Source organism: Paracoccus indicus, from assembly GCF_003056335.1.
GTDB classification, from domain to species: Bacteria; Pseudomonadota; Alphaproteobacteria; order Rhodobacterales; family Rhodobacteraceae; genus Paracoccus; species Paracoccus indicus.
Window position 1 is genome coordinate 66,764 of sequence record NZ_PYWA01000009.1, and the last position, 16,494, is coordinate 83,257.

The 16,494-nt window shown below is 66.2% G+C and carries 16 protein-coding genes; 5 read left to right on the forward strand and 11 right to left on the reverse strand.

Annotation, left to right across the window (positions count from 1 at the left end; all coding sequences use genetic code 11):
• The first annotated feature begins 41 nt into the window (after nucleotides 1-41).
• Both DDE75_RS14540 and oiaX read left to right on the forward strand, forming a co-directional pair.
• Nucleotides 42-1,421 carry a four-carbon acid sugar kinase family protein gene (locus tag DDE75_RS14540; protein WP_211659363.1) on the forward strand — a complete coding sequence of 460 codons (1,380 nt, stop codon included), beginning with the start codon at nucleotides 42-44 and terminating at the stop codon, nucleotides 1,419-1,421.
• Entirely contained in the window at nucleotides 1,418-2,671 is a 1,254-nt protein-coding gene (gene oiaX / locus DDE75_RS14545) for a 3-oxo-isoapionate-4-phosphate decarboxylase OiaX (RefSeq protein ID WP_211659364.1), read from the forward strand. The genes DDE75_RS14540 and oiaX overlap by 4 nt, the downstream gene beginning before the upstream one ends.
• 21 nt (nucleotides 2,672-2,692) lie before the next feature.
• Here oiaX and pheT read toward each other — a convergent pair whose 3' ends face one another.
• A complete protein-coding gene (pheT, locus tag DDE75_RS14550) occupies nucleotides 2,693-5,080 on the reverse strand; it encodes a phenylalanine--tRNA ligase subunit beta (RefSeq protein ID WP_108503114.1) in 2,388 nt (795 codons plus the stop codon).
• A gap of 224 nt (nucleotides 5,081-5,304) precedes the next feature.
• Between pheT and DDE75_RS14555 the strand changes: the two genes are divergently transcribed.
• Nucleotides 5,305-5,604, forward strand: a complete 300-nt coding sequence (locus tag DDE75_RS14555; protein WP_108503115.1) for a TM2 domain-containing protein — start codon at nucleotides 5,305-5,307, stop codon at nucleotides 5,602-5,604.
• A gap of 5 nt (nucleotides 5,605-5,609) precedes the next feature.
• On the opposite strand, the gene DDE75_RS14560 is transcribed toward DDE75_RS14555, so the two are convergent.
• The 9 genes from DDE75_RS14560 to pyk all read right to left on the reverse strand — a co-directional run bounded on the left by DDE75_RS14560 (nucleotide 5,610) and on the right by pyk (nucleotide 13,470).
• A complete protein-coding gene (locus DDE75_RS14560; RefSeq protein ID WP_108503116.1) occupies nucleotides 5,610-5,900 on the reverse strand; it encodes a YrhK family protein in 291 nt (96 codons plus the stop codon).
• Nucleotides 5,897-6,979 carry a phenylalanine--tRNA ligase subunit alpha gene (gene pheS / locus DDE75_RS14565; protein WP_108503117.1) on the reverse strand — a complete coding sequence of 361 codons (1,083 nt, stop codon included), beginning with the start codon at nucleotides 6,977-6,979 and terminating at the stop codon, nucleotides 5,897-5,899. Before pheS ends, DDE75_RS14560 begins: the two co-directional genes overlap by 4 nt.
• 85 nt (nucleotides 6,980-7,064) lie before the next feature.
• Complete coding sequence (locus DDE75_RS14570; RefSeq protein WP_108503118.1) at nucleotides 7,065-8,471, reverse strand: alanine/glycine:cation symporter family protein; 1,407 nt, start codon at nucleotides 8,469-8,471, stop codon at nucleotides 7,065-7,067.
• A gap of 72 nt (nucleotides 8,472-8,543) precedes the next feature.
• On the reverse strand, nucleotides 8,544-9,884 hold the full coding sequence (locus DDE75_RS14575) for a cytochrome P450 (protein WP_108503119.1): 1,341 nt from the start codon (nucleotides 9,882-9,884) through the stop codon (nucleotides 8,544-8,546).
• Nucleotides 9,884-10,981 carry a calcium:cation antiporter gene (locus DDE75_RS14580; protein WP_108503120.1) on the reverse strand — a complete coding sequence of 366 codons (1,098 nt, stop codon included), beginning with the start codon at nucleotides 10,979-10,981 and terminating at the stop codon, nucleotides 9,884-9,886. The genes DDE75_RS14575 and DDE75_RS14580 overlap by 1 nt, the downstream gene beginning before the upstream one ends.
• A gap of 124 nt (nucleotides 10,982-11,105) precedes the next feature.
• Nucleotides 11,106-11,465, reverse strand: a complete 360-nt coding sequence (gene rplT / locus DDE75_RS14585) for a 50S ribosomal protein L20 (RefSeq protein WP_108503121.1) — start codon at nucleotides 11,463-11,465, stop codon at nucleotides 11,106-11,108.
• A 15-nt stretch (nucleotides 11,466-11,480) separates the two neighbouring features.
• Nucleotides 11,481-11,681, reverse strand: a complete 201-nt coding sequence (rpmI, locus tag DDE75_RS14590; protein WP_108503187.1) for a 50S ribosomal protein L35 — start codon at nucleotides 11,679-11,681, stop codon at nucleotides 11,481-11,483.
• A 113-nt stretch (nucleotides 11,682-11,794) separates the two neighbouring features.
• Nucleotides 11,795-12,025 carry a hypothetical protein gene (locus tag DDE75_RS14595; protein ID WP_162799061.1) on the reverse strand — a complete coding sequence of 77 codons (231 nt, stop codon included), beginning with the start codon at nucleotides 12,023-12,025 and terminating at the stop codon, nucleotides 11,795-11,797.
• On the reverse strand, nucleotides 12,025-13,470 hold the full coding sequence (gene pyk / locus DDE75_RS14600) for a pyruvate kinase (RefSeq protein WP_108503188.1): 1,446 nt from the start codon (nucleotides 13,468-13,470) through the stop codon (nucleotides 12,025-12,027). The genes DDE75_RS14595 and pyk overlap by 1 nt, the downstream gene beginning before the upstream one ends.
• A gap of 114 nt (nucleotides 13,471-13,584) precedes the next feature.
• On the opposite strand from pyk, the gene DDE75_RS14605 reads away from it, so the two are divergent.
• The gene (locus tag DDE75_RS14605) at nucleotides 13,585-14,325 is read left to right on the forward strand and encodes an N-formylglutamate amidohydrolase (RefSeq protein WP_108503123.1); all 741 of its coding nucleotides are present in this window, start codon (nucleotides 13,585-13,587) and stop codon (nucleotides 14,323-14,325) included.
• Nucleotides 14,326-14,401: 76 nt separating this feature from the next.
• Here DDE75_RS14605 and DDE75_RS14610 read toward each other — a convergent pair whose 3' ends face one another.
• The gene (locus DDE75_RS14610; RefSeq protein ID WP_108503124.1) at nucleotides 14,402-15,262 is read right to left on the reverse strand and encodes a D-amino-acid transaminase; all 861 of its coding nucleotides are present in this window, start codon (nucleotides 15,260-15,262) and stop codon (nucleotides 14,402-14,404) included.
• Nucleotides 15,263-15,429: 167 nt separating this feature from the next.
• Here DDE75_RS14610 and DDE75_RS14615 point away from each other — a divergent pair, with 167 nt between their 5' ends.
• Nucleotides 15,430-16,386, forward strand: coding sequence for an L-malyl-CoA/beta-methylmalyl-CoA lyase (locus DDE75_RS14615; protein WP_108503125.1), 957 nt, complete (start codon nucleotides 15,430-15,432; stop codon nucleotides 16,384-16,386).
• The last annotated feature ends 108 nt before the right edge of the window (nucleotides 16,387-16,494 follow it).

Genomic DNA, 16,494 nt, shown 5'->3' on the forward strand with positions numbered 1-16,494 from the left:
TGATAATAATGGCATCATGTCAAGCATGGCTCGGGGGGCATATGCGAAAAAACACGCCGCTGGTCGCATGGCTGGGCGACGATTTCACCGGCTCCGCCGCCGTGATGGAGGTTCTGCAATTCGCAGGTATCGCCTCGGTCCTGTTCACGGATGTGCCGTCCAGGGCTCTGCTGGACCGCTTCACCGATGCGCGGGGCATCGGCATCGCCACCACGGCACGCGCGCACGGCCCCGACTGGATGCGGGACCACCTGCCCGATCTGTTCGCCGTGCTGGACGGGCTGTCCCCCGACCTGCTGCATTACAAGATCTGTTCGACCTTCGATTCGGCCCCGAACAGCGGATCCATCGGCGCTGCGATCGAGGCGGGGCTGCGCGTCCGCCCCTCGCAGGCCGTGCCGCTGCTGACGGCGGCCCCTCAGATGCGGCGCTTTCAGGCGTTCGGGCATCTGTTTGCGGGTACGCCCGATGGGGTCTTCCGGTTGGACCGTCATCCGGTCATGGCCCATCACCCCGTCACGCCAATGACCGAATCCGACCTGCTGCGCCATCTGTCCGCCCAAACCGATCTGCCCATGGGCCTGATCGACCTCGAGGCGCTGGCCGACCCCCAGCCCCGCCTCGATGCGCTGATTGCCCAAGGCGCGCGCATCCTCTCCATCGACAGCATGGAGCCCGCATCCGAGGCTGCCGCAGGCCGCCTGATCTGGGATAACCGCGACCGGATGGGGCTGGTCGCGGGCAGCCAGGGCATCGAATATGCGCTGGTCCGGCATTGGCAGAACATTGGGATGATCCCACCGGCCCCGCCCCCCGCATCGGCAGGCAGGGTTGACCGGATCGCCGCCGTGTCAGGATCGGTGTCGCCGGTGACGGCGGCGCAGTTGGACTGGGCGGGGCAGAACGGCTTTGCGATGATCCCCTTCGATGCCCGCGCTGCCTGCGGATCCGACGCCGATCTGGCGGCCGAGGAAGCCCGTGCAACCCGCGCCGCATTGCAGGCTGCGGCTGATGGCCTCAGCCCGCTGGTGCATTCCGCCACTGGTCATCAGGGACCGCAGGTGGCCGCCTTCCGCGATGCCTTGGCTGCCAGCGGCATGGACCCGGAAATCGCCAACCGCCGCATCGGGCAGGCCCTTGGCCGCATCCTTGACGCCACCTTGCGCGGATCGGGCATCAGGCGCGCGGTGATTTCCGGTGGCGACAGTTCGGGCCATGCCATGCGCCAGCTTGGGCTGTCGGCGCTGGTCGCCAAGGCCCCCACCATTCCCGGCGCGGCGCTGTGCCAGGCCTATGGCGACGGCACCCATGACGGCTTGGAGATCGCCTTGAAAGGCGGCCAGATGGGGTCGCAGGACTACTTCGGCTGGATCCGCGACGGCGGCGGCCCCCGCGACACGACCCGAAAGGCCCAGGCATGACCCAGATGATCCGCGTCACCTATCTGATCGAAACGCCGGGCGACCCCGAGGCCATCGCCGCCAAGATCGCCGCCGATCAGTCCACCGGCACCTTCACCGAGCTTCCCGGCGAGACCGAAGCCCTGCGCGCCCGCCACGCAGCCCGCGTCGAAAGCCTCACCCCCCTGCCCGATCACGACCAGCCCGCGATCCCGCAAGGGGCGGGCATCACCGGCCCGTTCCGCCGCGCCCGCGCCACCATCGCCTATCCGCTGGAGTCGATCGGCACCGACATCGCGGCCCTGATAACCGTCACCACCGGCGGGGTCTTCGCCATGCGCGGCCTGACCGGCATCCGCGTCGTGGGACTGGACCTGCCGCAAGCGTTCGCCTGCCACCCCGGCCCGCAGTTCGGCATCGAAGGCTCGCGCCGACTGATGGGCGTGCCGCAGGGGCCGATGATCGCCTCGATCATCAAGCCCTCGCTCGGGCTGTCGCCCGAAGACACCGCGCAGGTCGTCAGGATGCTCTGCGAGGCGGGCGTCGATTTCATCAAGGACGATGAAAAGATGATGTCGCCCGCCTATGCCCCGCTGAAGGCCCGCGTCGATGCGATCATGCCGGTGATCCGCGACCACGCCGACCGCACGGGCAAGAAGGTGATGTATGCCTTTGGCATCTCATCCGCCGATCCCGACGTGATGATGCGCAACCATGATCACGTCGTGGCGCAGGGCGGCAATGCGGCGGTCGTCAACATCAACTCGGTCGGGCACGGAGGCTTCAGCTTCTTGCGCAAACGGTCGCAGCTGTGCCTGCATGCACATCGCAACGGGTGGGACCTGCTGACCCGCCACCCGGGGCTGGGATACGACTTCGGCCCCTATCAGCAGATCTGGCGGCTGCTGGGCCTCGATCAGTTCCAGATCAACGGCATCGGCGCGAAATACTGGGAACCCGACGACAGCTTCGTGCAATCCTTCGCCGATGTCAGCCGCCCGATCTTTAGCGATGCCGACCGCCCCCTGCCGGTCGTCTGCTCGGGGCAATGGGGCGGACAGGCCTTCGAGACATGGCGGCGCACCGGCCAGACGCTGGACCTGATGTATCTGGGCGGAGGCGGCATCCACGGCCATCCGAACGGTCCCGCTGCGGGCGTCAGATCGATCCGGCATGCATGGCAGGCGGCCCAAGCGGGGCTGACAATCCAGCAGGCCGCCGCCGAGGACCCCGATTTCAGGGCCGCCTATGAAAAATGGGGCCGCCCCTGAAGGGCAGCCCCGTCGGTTGCATCAGGCGCGCAGCGTGCCGCCGGTGGCCTTCTGGACCTTTTCGATGACCTTGGCGGCGACCGCCTCGATATCGGCGTCGGTCAGGGTCTTGTCGCGCGGCTGCAGGCGCACGGTGATGGCGATGGACTTGCGGCCATCTTCCAGCCCCGTGAACTGGTCGAAGACCGAGACCGACTGGATCAGCGCCTTGTCGGCCCCTGCCGCGGCATTGACCAGGGTCAGCGCCTCGACCTTGGGATCGACCACGAAGGCGAAATCGCGGTCGACGGCCTGCAGGCCCGCGGCGTCCAGCGCCGGACGGGTTGTCGTGCGCGTCTTGGGGAAGGGCACCGCGGCCAGGTTCACCGTGAAGGCGACCGCCGGTCCCTTGACGCCCATCTCGCGCAGGACGCGGGGGTGAACCTCGCCGAAGGTCGCCAGCACGTTCGGGCCAAGCGCGATATTGCCCGCGCGACCCGGATGCCACCATACGTCCAGCTTGCGGTTGATCTGGGCCTTGGCGGGGGCGCCGATAGCCTGCAGGATCGCCTCGACATCGGCCTTGGCGTCATAGAGATCCACCTTGCGGCGGCTGCCATAGGGATCGCGGACGGCGTTATGACCGACCAGCAGGCCGGTGATACGCATGGCCTGATCGCCCGGCTCGCCGCCGGTGAAGACGGGGCCCATCTCGAACAGGGCCAGATCGGCGGCCCCGCGTGCCTGGTTGCGGGCGGCAGCGGCCAGCAGGCCGGGCAGCAGGTCGGGACGCAGGTGCGACATTTCACTGCTGATGGGGTTTTCGACCCGAACGGCGTCCTGCCCGCCCCCGAACAGCGCCGCCGAGGGCTGGTCGATGAAGCTGTAGGTCACGCATTCGTTGTAGCCAAGCGATGCCGCCATGCGCCGCGCGGTCCGTTCGCGCATCTGCAAGGGGGTCAGCACGGGCTTGGGAACACCGGCCTGCGGACGCGCCAGCGGCTTGCCCTGCAGCTTGGACAGGCTGACGATGCGGGCGATCTCCTCGATCAGATCGGCCTCGCCCAAGACGTCGGGACGCCAGGACGGCACATGCGCCATGTCGCCTTCCAACCGGAAGCCAAGCGCCTCCAGCGTGGCGCGCTGCTGGTCCTCGGGGATGTCCATGCCGATCAGGCGGGTGGTGCGCGCCGGGTCCAGGCGATAGGCGCGGTCCGGCTGCGGCATCTGGCCTGCCGTCACGACCGTCGAAGCCTCGCCCCCGCAGAGGTCCAGGACCATCTGAGTGGCCAGGTCCAGCCCGTGCAGCGTGAAGGCAGGGTCGATGCCGCGTTCGAAGCGATAGCGGGCGTCGCTGTTGATCTTCAGCGCGCGGCCGGCCGTGGCGGTGGCGATGGGATCGAAATAGGCCGCCTCGATGAAGACGTCGACGGTGTCGTCCTGCGCGCCCGAGGCCGCGCCGCCCATGATGCCGGCGATGCTTTCCACGCCCTTGTCGTCGCAGATGACGACGGCGCCTTCGGGCAGGGCATAGGTCTTGTCGTCCAGCGCCACCAGCTCCTCGCCCGCACGCGCGCCGCGCAGGGTCAGATTGCCCGAAACCCTGGCCGCGTCGAAGACATGCAGCGGGCGGTTCAGGTCGAAGGTGAAGTAATTGGTGATGTCCACCAGCGTGTTGATCGGGCGCAGGCCGATGGCGGTAAGGCGCTTGCGCAGCCATTCGGGGCTGGGACCGTTCTTGATGCCGCGCACCATGCGGCCCGCGAAGAAGGGTGCCTTGGCGGCCACCTCATCGGCGATGGTCACGCTGATGGGGCAGTCGAAACCGGCGGTGACATTGGCCTGCTTGACCGGCTTCAGGACGCCCAGGCCCCGCGCCGCCAGATCGCGGGCGATGCCATGGACCCCAAGCGCATCGGGGCGGTTCGGGGTGATGGCGATGTCGATCATCGGGTCGATCTTGTCGGGCGCGTTCTGCGCCAGCCAGTCGACATAGCGCTGGCCGACCTCGCCCGAGGGCAGCTCGATGATGCCGTCATGTTCGTCCGACAGCTCCATCTCGCGCTCGGATGCCATCATGCCGTGGCTTTCCACGCCGCGGATCTTGCCGACGCTGAGGGTGACATCCAGACCCGGCACGTAATCGCCCGGCTTGGCCAGAACCACCGTGATGCCCGCCCGTGCGTTGGGTGCGCCGCAGACGATCTGCTTTTCGCCCTCATCCGTCATCACGCGGCAGACGCGCAACCGGTCGGCGTCGGGATGCTGTTCGGCATGTTCGACCCGCGCCAGCGTGAAGCTGCCCAGCTTGGCAGCGGGGTCGACGATCTCTTCGACCTCCAGCCCCATGTCGGTCAACGCCTCGGCGATCTGATCGACGGTGGCGGTGGTCTCGAGGTGCTCTCTGAGCCAGGACAGGGTGAACTTCATGACTGTGGCTTTCCGGGTTCCGGCCCGCGCAGGCATGTGGCGGGGATGGGTTTGCAGCCTTGAACCGCGCAAGGGGCCAAGGGTCAAGACGGATCGTGGTTTTTTGCCCCCATCGGCGGGTTCCGCGGCCCTTGGCACAGTCCGAGGGACCTTGTGCGGCGGCGTTTCGCGCCTAACTGATAAGGGGGTCGCTTTGGGCCCGCCATGAGAAAGGCCGACACAGGATGCAGACCGACCGACAGCTTCTGATCGAACAGCGCGTCGCGAACGAGGCGAAATCGCCCTTCGTGGCCTATCTGCTGCTGATCTTCCTGTGGGGGTTCGGCGTGCACCGCATGTATCTGGGCCGCTGGATCAGCGGGCTGCTGATGCTGGTCACATGGGGCCTGGGCTGGTTGATGACGCCGATCCTGATCGGCTGGATCCCGGTGGCCTTCGTCGCGCTCTGGTGCGTGATCGACCTGTTCCTGATCCCCGGCATGATCGACCGCGACAAGAACGACATCAGGCGCCGCTTGGCCTGAGCGCTTCAGCCGATGCGGTCGGCCAGCTTCTCGGTCTTGCCCATGTGATAGAGCTTGATTTCCCGCCACAGCTTCAGCGTCGGCTTTGCCGCGAAGAGGAACGAGCCGATGGTGAAGAACCATGTCGCCGGTGTCTGCCATGCGTCCGAAAAGAACATGATCGAACCGATGATGAAGCAGAGCGCCGCTCCGAAATCGACGATGGTATGGGCGATCTCGAACCGGGCATAGGTGCGGCGCGTTGCATCGGATGCCTCGCGCCGGTGATGCTGGAAGATGCCGCCCCAGAGGCTCATGCGGACAGACCACCCGACAGGCTGGGCGTGTCACCGGCCGCAAAGCCATAGTTGCGCAGCCAGCGCAGGTCGCTTTCGAAGAAGGCGCGCAGGTCGGGGATGCCGTATTTCAGCATCGCCAGGCGGTCGATGCCGATGCCGAAGGCAAAGCCCTGCCATTCGTCGGGATTGATGCCAGCCGACCGCAGCACATGCGGATGCACCATGCCGGATCCCAGGATCTCCAACCAGGAATCGCCCTGGCCGACCTTCAGCTGACCACCTTCCCAAGAACAGCGGATGTCCACCTCGGCCGAGGGTTCGGTGAAGGGGAAGTGGCTGGCGCGGAAGCGCAGCTCGACCTCGTCGACCTCGAAGAAGGCGCGGCAGAATTCCTCCAGCGTCCATTTCAGCTGCGCCATGCTGATGTCGCGACCGATGGCCAGCCCCTCGATCTGGTGGAACATCGGCGTATGCGTCTGGTCCATGTCCATGCGATAGACGCGGCCCGGCGCGATGACGCGGATCGGCGCGCCCTGATCCTGCATGGCGCGGATCTGCACGGGGCTGGTATGGGTGCGCAGCACATGCGGCGGGCGGTCGTCGCCCGGCTCGCGGTGCATGAAGAAGGTGTCGTGTTCCTGACGCGCGGGATGTTCGGGCGCGATGTTCAGCGCGTCGAAGTTGTACCAGTCGCTTTCGACCTGCGGGCCTTCGGCCACGGCAAAGCCCATGTCGGCGAAGATCTCGGTGATTTCCTCGGTGACCTGGCTGATCGGGTGGATGGTGCCGCGGGGACGCGGGCGGCCCGGCAGGGTGACATCCAGCCATTCCTCGGCCAGTCGCGCTTCCAAGGCGGCATCTTCCAGCGACAGCTTGCGGGCGCGCAGGGCGGCGTCGATCTCGTCGCGCAGCTCGTTCAGGCTGCGGCCGATGGTCTGGCGTTCCTCGGGCGTCATCTTGCCCAGTTCGCGCATCTTCAGGCTGATCTCGCCCTTCTTGCCAAGGGCGGCAAGACGCACCTCCTCGATGGCGGCGGGATCGGTGGCAGAGTTGATGCGGTCAAGCCAAAGCTGGCGCAGCGGGGTCAGATCGTCCATCGGGGGCCTCATTCCAGTTGGCCACGCGTTAGCACGCAGGGCCGCGCGGGGGAAGCCTTGGCCAACCCGCGCGACCCAAGTTCGCTCAGTTCCAGATGTCGCCCTTGACGCCCGGCGCGATGCCGGGGTGGTCGGCGATGTGGAATTCGGGCTCCTTGCCGGCCTTGCGCTGGCGAAGATAGTCGCGCGTGACATGCGCGACCGTGCCCGACAGCGCGACGATGGCGATCAGGTTGATGGTGGCCATCAGCCCCATGCTGGCATCGGCAAAGTTGAAGACCGTGGTGACGGCCTGCAGCGATCCCCAGATCACCATGGCCAGCGCCGCCAGACGCAGGACCAGGATGCCCGGCTTGCCCGCGCCCAGGAAGGACAGGGCATTTTCGGCATAGCTGTAGTTCCCGATGATCGAGGTGAAGGCGAAGAAGAAGATCGCCACCGCCACGAAGATATGCCCGAAGCCGCCGAAGTGATCGGCCAGCGCCGCCTGCGTCAGGTTTACGCCCGTCAGTTCCTGCGAGGGCATGACATCGGCCAGCAGGATCATCACCGCCGTCGCCGTGCAGACCAGGATGGTGTCGATGAATACGCCAAGCGCCTGCACGAAGCCCTGGCTTGACGGGTGATGCGGTGCGGGAACGGCCACGGCCGCGATGTTGGGGGCGGACCCCATGCCCGCCTCGTTCGAGAAAAGGCCGCGCTTGATGCCGTTCATCGCCGCCGCCATGACGCCGCCGGTCACGCCGCCGACAGCCTCTTGCAGGCCGAAGGCGGATTTCACGATGCCCGACAGGATGCCCGGCACGGCGGGCAGGTTCATCGCCAGAACGATGATCGCCGCCAGCAGGTACAGGCCCGCCATCGCCGGGACCACCATCTGTGCGGTGCGCGCGATCTGGGGAATGCCGCCGAAGATGATGACGCCCGAAAGGACCGCGACGATCACGCCGACCAGCGCGGGGCTGATGCCGAAGGCCACGTCCACCGCCTGCGCGATCGAATTGGCCTGGACCGCGTTGAAGACCAGCCCGAACGAGATGATCAGCGACACCGCGAAGAGCCCAGCCAGCCAGTTCATCCTGAGCCCGCGCGAGATGTAATAGGCCGGACCGCCACGGTACATGCCGTCGCTGCCATGCACTTTGTAAAGCTGGGCCAACGTTGATTCCGCATAGGCCGTGGCCATGCCGACCAGCGCCACCATCCACATCCAGAAGATCGCCCCCGGCCCGCCAAGCGTCAGCGCCACGGCGACGCCCGCGATGTTGCCGGTGCCCACGCGGCTGGCCAGCGAGACCGAGAGCGCCTGGAACGGCGAGATGCCGTTGCGGTCGGTTTCGTCCGAACCGCGGATGCAGCGCCACATCTCGGCGAAATGCACGAACTGCAGCAGCCCGAGGCGGAAGGTGAAATAGAGACCGACGGCCAGCAGGCCGTAGATCAGGACGTAACCCCAGAAGATGTTGTTCAGAAAGTCGATGATGGCGTTCATCACGGTCCCCAGACTGCTAAAACTTTGCGCAGTCTGTAACACTCATGTGAGCAGACGCAAGGTTCGGCCTGGTCAGCGGCGGGGTTCGGCCTGCAGCCAGACCCCGCCCTCGGGGCGCAGTGTCAGGATCATTTGAGGGCGCGGATCGCGGCCCGGAACGGATTTGAACCGGAAGCGGGCCAGCAGGGTCGAGAGGATGATCACCGCCTCTTGCAGGGCGAAGCTGGCGCCGATGCAGATGCGCGGCCCTGCCCCGAAGGGCAGGAAGGCATAGCGGTCGGGCGTGGTCAGGAAGCGGTCGGGGGCGAAGGCATCGGGCCGGTCCCACAGCAGGTGATGGCGGTGCAGCGCATAGACCGGGATCATCACCGTGTCGCCGGGCTTGACCTGCCGTCCGCAGAGCGTGTCCGGCGCCTGCGCGGTCCGCGACAGGAAGGCGGCGGGCGGATAGAGGCGCAGCGTCTCGTTCACGATGCGCTGGATCAGGGGCAACTGCCCGTAGTCGGCGGCGGTGGCGGCGCGGTCGCCCAGAACGGCGCGGGCCTCGGAGGCTGCGCGTTCCTGGATGGCGGGGTCGAAGGCCATCAGATACAGCGCCCAGCCCAGGGTCAGTGCGGTGGTTTCATGCCCCGCCACGATGAAGGTCAAGAGGTTGTCGCGCAGCTCGTCGCGGTTCATGGCGCGGCCAGTCTCGGGGTCCTCTGCGTCCAGCAGCAGGTCCAGAAGATCGGGCGCGCCATCCTTGGGCGCCTTCGCGCGGGCGGCAATGGCCTGATCCGCCACCGCCTTCATGCGCTTCAGCCCCGGCCCCGCGAACAGCCGCCCCGGACGCGGCAGCCATGCGGGCAGGCCCAGCACATCCATCAATGATACCTTGGCCGTCTGCGCGATATAGGCGTCGATGGACTTGTGGACGTGATCGCGGTCGAACATCCCGTCGCCGGAAAATGTGACGTCAGAGATCACCTCGAAAGTCGCTGCGACGGTTTCCTCGAACAGATCGACCGGCCCCTGCGCGGCGCTCAGGCGGCGGCAGGATGCCTCGGCGGCGGCGGTCATGACGGGGCCAAGCGCCTCGACGTGGCGATGGGCGAATGCGGGGGCGGCGGCGCGGCGCTGCCAGCGCCAATGCGCGCCTTCGGCCACGAACATGCTGCTGCCGATGGCGGGTTCCAGGATCAGCTTGGTCGTCACGGACTTCGGGTAGTCCTCGACCCGGTCCTTCAGGATGTGACGCAGCGCGCCGGGGTCCATGACCATGTGCCAGCGCAGCCCCGTCTTGCCCGAGACGATGGGCTGGCGGACCGCGATGGCGGGGATCAGCTCCAACAAGTTGCGGCGGGCGGTCATCACCGTGCCGATTGCCCCCAGGGGGCGGACGGCCAGCGGCACCTTGACGGGTTCGGTTGTCATCACGGCTCCAGGATCAGGGCCAAATAGGCCAGGAACAGCACCAGGTGGACGGCGCCATGCAGAACATTGGTCCGGCGCGCGCCGAAGGTCTGCACGCAGGTCAGCAGCGTCAGCGCCAGCAGCACCTGCATCTGCGGCCCAAGGCCAAGGATCACCCCCTGCCCCGTCGCCATGCCGATGATCAGCACCGCCGGAACCGTCAGCCCGATGGTGGACAACGCCGCCCCAAGGCAGAGGTTCACCGCACGTTGCAGGCGGTTCGACAGGGCGGCACGGACCGCCGACATGCCCTCTGATGCCAGAACGATGGTGGCGATGACAACGCCGCCAAGTGCCGCAGGCAGCGACATGGCGTTGATGCCGTGGTCGACGAAGCCCGCCATCTTCTTGGACAGCAGCACGATGGGCAGCAGGGTCGCGATCAGCAGCAGCCCATGCGCCCATGTGGCATAGCGGACATGGCCGTGGCGGATGACGGGCGGGTCCTCGGGCTCGGTGAAGAAGCCGCGGTGGCGCACGGTCTGGATGGACAGGAAGACCAGATACAATGCAAAGGTCACGATGGAAAAGAACAGCGCCTGCCCGCCCGTGAAGCTGCCGTCACGACTCGAGATGGTATAATCCGGCAGCACCAGCGCAAAGACCGCCAAGGGCACCAGCACCGTCAGGAAAGAGGATGCGCCCGCGAAATTATAGCTCTGTTCGCCATGCCGCAGCGCGCCCAGCAGCAACGACAGCCCCACCAACCCGTTCAGCACGATCATCACCACGGCGAACATCGTGTCGCGGGCCAGGGTCGGGCCGCCATCGCCCGACAGCATCACCGAGCCGATCAGGGCGACCTCGATGCAGACGACGGCCAGCGTCAGGATCAGCGTGCCATAGGGTTCGCCAAGGCGTTCGGCCAAGGCCTCGGCGTGGCGGACGACGGCGGATGCGCCCCAGACCATCACCCCCATCAGCCACAGGAAGGACAATGCGCCGCCGATCCCGGCTGCGGGGGCCAGCGCGCCATGGCCGAACAGGTTGAAGACCGCCAATGTGGCGATCACGGCCAGGATCGCGGTTTCCCGCGACAGCTTGTTCAGGGTTCTCATGCGGGGAAGATACGCGGGCGGTCCGACCCGGACAATCTGCACGGCCCATCACGTTCGCGGCACGAAAAAGGCCCGCCCCCTGCGCGGGGACGGGCCTTTCAAGGTCGTCTGCTGCCCCGAAGGATCAGGCAGCGGTCTTGGCTTGGTTCACGATCGCGGCGAATGCGTCGGGCTCGTTCACGGCCAGATCGGCCAGCACCTTGCGGTCAACCTCGATGCCGGCTTTCGACAGCAGGTTGATGAAGCGCGAATAGGTCATCTCGGCGTCGACCAAGCGGACGGCGGCGTTGATGCGCTGGATCCACAGGGCGCGGAAGTTGCGCTTACGGTTCTTGCGGTCGCGGGTGGCGTATTGGTTCGCCTTGTCGACGGCCTGGGTGGCGGTGCGGAAGTTGCGCGACCGTGCGCCGTAGTAGCCCTTGGCTTGATCGAGGACTTTCTTGTGGCGGGCGTGGGTAACCTTGCCGGATTTAACGCGGGACATATGGGGTTCTCCTGATCAGCGAGCGTAGGGCATGTATTTCTTGACGATCTTGGCGTCTGCTTCGCAGAGCACCGTCGTCCCGCGAGCGTCGCGGATGAACTTGGTCGTGCGCTTGATCATGCCGTGGCGTTTGCCGGCCTGAGCTGCCTTGACCTTGCCCGAGGCCGTCATCGAGAACCGCTTTTTCGCGGCCGACTTGGTCTTCATCTTCGGCATTTTCGTCTCCTTCGTCAGAGTGATCATGCGACTCGGCAATGCCAGGATCGGCCGGCCGCATGTGTAAGGAAGGGCGCCGTATAGGACGACGCCCCCAAGTTGGCAACCCCCGATCAGCCGCCCAGGGCCAATCCCGTCACGCGATGGAACGCCGAGACGACATCATCGGGGTGGAAGGGGTCGGGATCGACCGAGGCCCCAAGCACCAGAACCACGATCCCGGCCATGAAGACCAGGATCGCGGCACGCGGCGCCTGCGTGCGCGCCAGCTGCACGACGGCCAGAACCACCGACAGCAGGCACAGCAGGATGCCGCCCAGCAGCAGAAGATCCGCCGCCAGCATCATTCGGCGTCCGAGGCGAAGATCAGCCGGTCGTCACAGGGCGCGATCCGGATGATGTTCGTGCTGCCCGCGACGTTGAAGGGCACGCCCGCGATGACGACGACCTGCCGCGTTTCATCGGCGAACTTGTGGTCGCGTGCGGCGCGGGTCGCATTGACCACGGCTTCCTTGAACCGGCTGAGGCGCGGGGTGATGACGCAATGCGTCCCCCAGGTCAGGCACATCCGGCGCGTCACCGATTCCAGCGGGCTGAGCGCGATGATCGGCACGCGGGGGCGTTCGCGCGCCACCAGGCTGACCGTCTTGCCCGATTGGGTGAAGGCGCAGATCGCCGCCACATCCGTGGTTTCCGCGATCTCGCGCGCGGCGGTCACAATGGCATCGGGGACCGAGGACAGGCTGGCGTTGCGGGCCGCCTCGATGATCGAGCGATAGTTCTTGTCCGCCTCGACCGAGCGGGCGACGTTGTCCATCGTCTGCACGGCCTCGATCGGGAAGCCGCCGGCGGCGCTTTCGGCTGACAGCATGACTGCGTCGGCACCTTCGTAGATGGCGTTGGCGACGTCGCTGACCTCGGCACGGGTCGGCATCGGGCTGTCGATCATCGATTCCAGCATCTGGGTCGCGACGATCACCGGCTTGGCGGCGCTGCGGCACAGGCGCACCAGGCGCTTCTGGATCGGCGGCACGGAATAGACCGGCAGTTCGACCCCCAGATCGCCACGCGCGACCATGATCCCGTCCGAGACCTTCAGGATCTCGTCGAAGGCGCGCACGGCGGCGGGCTTCTCGATCTTAGAAAGAACGGCGGCCCGACCCTTGGCAAGGGTGATGGCCTCTTCGACGTCCTCGGCACGCTGTACGAAGGACAACGCCAGCCAGTCGACGCCCAGCTCGCAGGCGAACTCCAGGTCGGCGCGGTCCTTGTCCGACAGCGCGGCCAGCGGCAGCACGACGTCGGGGACGTTCACACCCTTGCGGTCCGAAATGGTGCCCGCGACCGTGACCACGCATTCGGCGAAATCGGGACCGCAGCTTTCGACGGTCAGACGGATCTTGCCGTCGTTGACCAGCAGTTCGCTGCCTTCGATCAGGGCGGCGAAGATTTCCGGGTGGGGCAGCATGACACGGGTCTTGTCGCCCGGAGCATCTTCCAGATCGAAGCGGAACTTGTCGCCCACCTCCAGATCCTGGGGTCCCGAACCGAAGGGGCCGACGCGCAGCTTGGGACCCTGAAGGTCTGCAAGAATGGCGATCGGGCGTCCGGTCTCGGCCTCGATCTCGCGGATGGTGTTGTACCGTTCCCGATGGTCGTCATGGCTGCCATGGCTCATGTTCAGGCGGAACACGTCGGCCCCCGCCTCGAACAGGTCGCGGATCACTTCCTTGGTCGAAGATGCCGGTCCAAGGGTTGCCACGATCTTCACGTTGCGATGTCGTCTCATCATCCCACCCTATCTTGATTTAGCGCTATCTATGCCGCAATTGCCGCGGGGCGGCAACTGGCCTCTGCCGGGCATTCGTCGTAGACAACCTGCAGCAACAGTGATGACCGGACAATGACGCACCCACCCTTCCAGATCGAAGGCGCGACACGCCCCTCCCGCTGGCTGATCACCTGCGATCATGCCGCGAATCATGTCCCGGATTGGGTGTCGGGGGGCGATCTGGGCATCGCGCCGGCCGACATGGCCCGCCATATCGCCTTCGACGTGGGGGCTGCGGGGCTGACACGGCAGCTGGCGCGGATCATGGACGCCCCCGCGATCCTGTCGCATTTCTCGCGCCTCGTGATCGACCCCAACCGGGGCGAGGACGACCCGACCCTGCTGATGCGGCTCTACGACGGCACGGTCATTCCGGCCAACAAGCACGCCGATCAGGCCGAACGCGAACGCCGCCTGGCGCGGCTGCACCGCCCCTACCACGCGGCCTTGGGCGAACTGGCCGACCGCCACCCCGACCGCTGCATCTGCGCCATCCACAGCTTCACGCCGCAACTGCGCGGCAGGCCGCCGCGTCCCTGGCAGGTCGGCATCCTCTATTCGCACCGCGATGCGCGGCTTGGCCCGGCGATGGTGCAGGCCTGTCGCGACCAAGGGTGGGTGACGGGGGAAAACCAGCCCTATACCGGCCATCTTCAGGGCGATTCGATCGACCGCCACGCCCTGTCGCACAACCGCCCCAACATGCTGATCGAGGTCAGGAACGACCTGATAGCCACGCCCGAGGGTCAGGCCGAATGGGCAAGGCGCCTTGCGCCGGTCATCGCCGCGACATTGGCGGCCAGCGGTCTCTGACCCACAAGAGCGCCCTGCGGGGGGTCCGGGGGATCAGCAGCCCCCCGGCGTCGCGGGACGCAAATCAGATCATAAATCAGACGGCGGTCTTCATCGTCTCTTCCAGATAGATCTCGCGCAGACGTGCCGCGACCGGTCCGACCGACCCGTCTCCGACCGTCGCACCGTCGATCTGCACCACCGGCATCACGAAGGCCGAGGCCGAGGTGACGAAGGCCTCATCCGCCTCCTGCGCCTCGGCGATCGTGAAGGACCGCTCCTCGACTTTCATCTGCGCCTCGGCGGCAAAGCGCAGCACGGCAGCGCGGGTGATCCCATGCAGGATTTCATGGCTCAGCTCACGCGTGATGATCGTGCCGTTCTTGACGATATAGGCGTTGTTGCTGGTGCCTTCGGTCACGCGGCCATCCTCGACCATCCAGGCATCGTCGGCACCGCGCGCCTTCGCCTCCATCTTGGCCATCGAGGGGTAGAGCAGCTGTACCGTCTTGATGTCGCGACGACCCCAACGCAGATCCTCGACGCTGATCACCTTCCAGCCGGTCTTGGCGGCGGGGGCATCGGCCAGGCCGGGCTTGGACTGCGTGAACATCACCACCGTCGGCGCGGTATCGGCGGACGGATAGGCGAAATCGCGATCGCCCGGGTTGCCGCGCGTGACCTGCAGATAGATCATCCCGTCGGTGATGCCGTTTTCCGCGATCAGCTTGCGATGCGCCTCCAGGTAGGCGGCGTCATCCAGCGGGTTGGAGATGGCCAGTTCCGACAGCGACCGCTTCAGGCGCACCATGTGGCCGTCGAAATCGATCAGCTTGCCGCCCAGGACGCTGACGACCTCATAGACGCCGTCCGCCATCAGGAAGCCGCGATCAAAGACCGAAACCGTCGCCTGATCCTCGGCCACATAGTCGCCATTCACATAAACCGTCCGCGTCATCTGTTCCCTCCTGAGGCGTCGCAACTTGCGGGCGGTCCTGCGCCCAAACGCCCCATCCGTCAAGCACATCGCAGGCGCTTTGCCGCAGCGCAGGAAAACCCTTGATGCAGTCGCAGCGAAAGATTATTACCAACTCAGGCCCGAATCTTTCCGAACTGGACCCGCGCATGAGCTTTCGTTCCCAACCGCTGCCCCCTGCCCGCCTGAACCGCTGCCAGCTTTTCGGCCCCGGATCGCGCGAGGCGCTGTTCGAGAAGATGGCCAAGTCTGCCGCCGACGTGATCAATCTGGATCTGGAAGATTCGGTCGCCCCCGACGACAAGGACCGCGCCCGTTCCAATATCATTCAGGCCATCGGCGATGTGGATTGGGGGACCAAGACGCTGTCGGTGCGCATTAACGGGCTGGACACGCCATATTGGTATCGCGACGTGGTCGATCTGCTGGAACAGGCGGGCGACCGGCTGGACCAGATCATGATCCCCAAGGTCGGGAACGCCTCGGATATCTATGCCGTCGATGCGTTGGTCACCGCCGTCGAACGCGCCAAGGGTCGCACGAAACCCATCGCCTTCGAGGTGATCATCGAATCCGCCGCAGGCATCTGCCATGTCGAGGAGATCGCCGCCGCATCCCCGCGCATGCAGGCCATCAGCCTCGGCGCCGCCGATTTCGCGGCATCCATGGGCATGGCCACCACCGGCATCGGCGGCACGCAGGAAAATTACTACATGGTGCGCGACGGCCAGAAATACTGGCCCGATCCCTGGCATTGGGCGCAGACGGCCATTGTCGCCGCCTGCCGGACGCATGGGTTGCTGCCGGTCGATGGTCCCTATGGCGATTTCAGCGATCAGGAGGGCTTCATCGCGCAGGCGCGTCGCTCGGCCACGCTTGGCATGGTCGGCAAATGGGCCATCCACCCCAGCCAGATCGATCTGTGCAACATGGTCTTCTCACCCGATCAGACCGCCGTCACCGAGGCCCGCGAAATTCTTGCCGCGATGGAGCAGGCAAAACGTGACGGCGCGGGTGCGACCGTGTACAAGGGACGTCTGGTCGACATCGCCTCGATCAAGCAGGCCGAGGTCATCGTCCGTCAGGCCGAACTGATCGCCGGCTGAGGAACACCCCGCGGAACCGACCAGTGGAGGGGTCGGGTCCGCACCAAGGGGGAGGAGCAGGCCCTGCGAACCGTCGCAGGGCCTGTCGCATTTCCAGCCCCCGGATCG

What these genes read in the sequence shown, in the direction of transcription:
- rpmI (WP_108503187.1), bottom strand. Translation starts at nt 11,681, where the DNA reads ATGCCGAAGATGAAGACCAAGTCGGCCGCGAAAAAGCGGTTCTCGATG.
- DDE75_RS14575 (WP_108503119.1), bottom strand. Translation starts at nt 9,884, where the DNA reads ATGACAACCGAACCCGTCAAGGTGCCGCTGGCCGTCCGCCCCCTGGGG.
- DDE75_RS14610 (WP_108503124.1), bottom strand. Translation starts at nt 15,262, where the DNA reads ATGACGCGGACGGTTTATGTGAATGGCGACTATGTGGCCGAGGATCAG.
- DDE75_RS14555 (WP_108503115.1), top strand. Translation starts at nt 5,305, where the DNA reads ATGCAGACCGACCGACAGCTTCTGATCGAACAGCGCGTCGCGAACGAG.
- DDE75_RS14540 (WP_211659363.1), top strand. Translation starts at nt 42, where the DNA reads ATGCGAAAAAACACGCCGCTGGTCGCATGGCTGGGCGACGATTTCACC.
- DDE75_RS14595 (WP_162799061.1), bottom strand. Translation starts at nt 12,025, where the DNA reads ATGCTGGCGGCGGATCTTCTGCTGCTGGGCGGCATCCTGCTGTGCCTG.
- DDE75_RS14580 (WP_108503120.1), bottom strand. Translation starts at nt 10,981, where the DNA reads ATGAGAACCCTGAACAAGCTGTCGCGGGAAACCGCGATCCTGGCCGTG.
- oiaX (WP_211659364.1), top strand. Translation starts at nt 1,418, where the DNA reads ATGACCCAGATGATCCGCGTCACCTATCTGATCGAAACGCCGGGCGAC.
- DDE75_RS14560 (WP_108503116.1), bottom strand. Translation starts at nt 5,900, where the DNA reads ATGAGCCTCTGGGGCGGCATCTTCCAGCATCACCGGCGCGAGGCATCC.
- DDE75_RS14570 (WP_108503118.1), bottom strand. Translation starts at nt 8,471, where the DNA reads ATGAACGCCATCATCGACTTTCTGAACAACATCTTCTGGGGTTACGTC.
- pheT (WP_108503114.1), bottom strand. Translation starts at nt 5,080, where the DNA reads ATGAAGTTCACCCTGTCCTGGCTCAGAGAGCACCTCGAGACCACCGCC.
- pheS (WP_108503117.1), bottom strand. Translation starts at nt 6,979, where the DNA reads ATGGACGATCTGACCCCGCTGCGCCAGCTTTGGCTTGACCGCATCAAC.
- pyk (WP_108503188.1), bottom strand. Translation starts at nt 13,470, where the DNA reads ATGAGACGACATCGCAACGTGAAGATCGTGGCAACCCTTGGACCGGCA.
- rplT (WP_108503121.1), bottom strand. Translation starts at nt 11,465, where the DNA reads ATGTCCCGCGTTAAATCCGGCAAGGTTACCCACGCCCGCCACAAGAAA.
- DDE75_RS14605 (WP_108503123.1), top strand. Translation starts at nt 13,585, where the DNA reads ATGACGCACCCACCCTTCCAGATCGAAGGCGCGACACGCCCCTCCCGC.
- DDE75_RS14615 (WP_108503125.1), top strand. Translation starts at nt 15,430, where the DNA reads ATGAGCTTTCGTTCCCAACCGCTGCCCCCTGCCCGCCTGAACCGCTGC.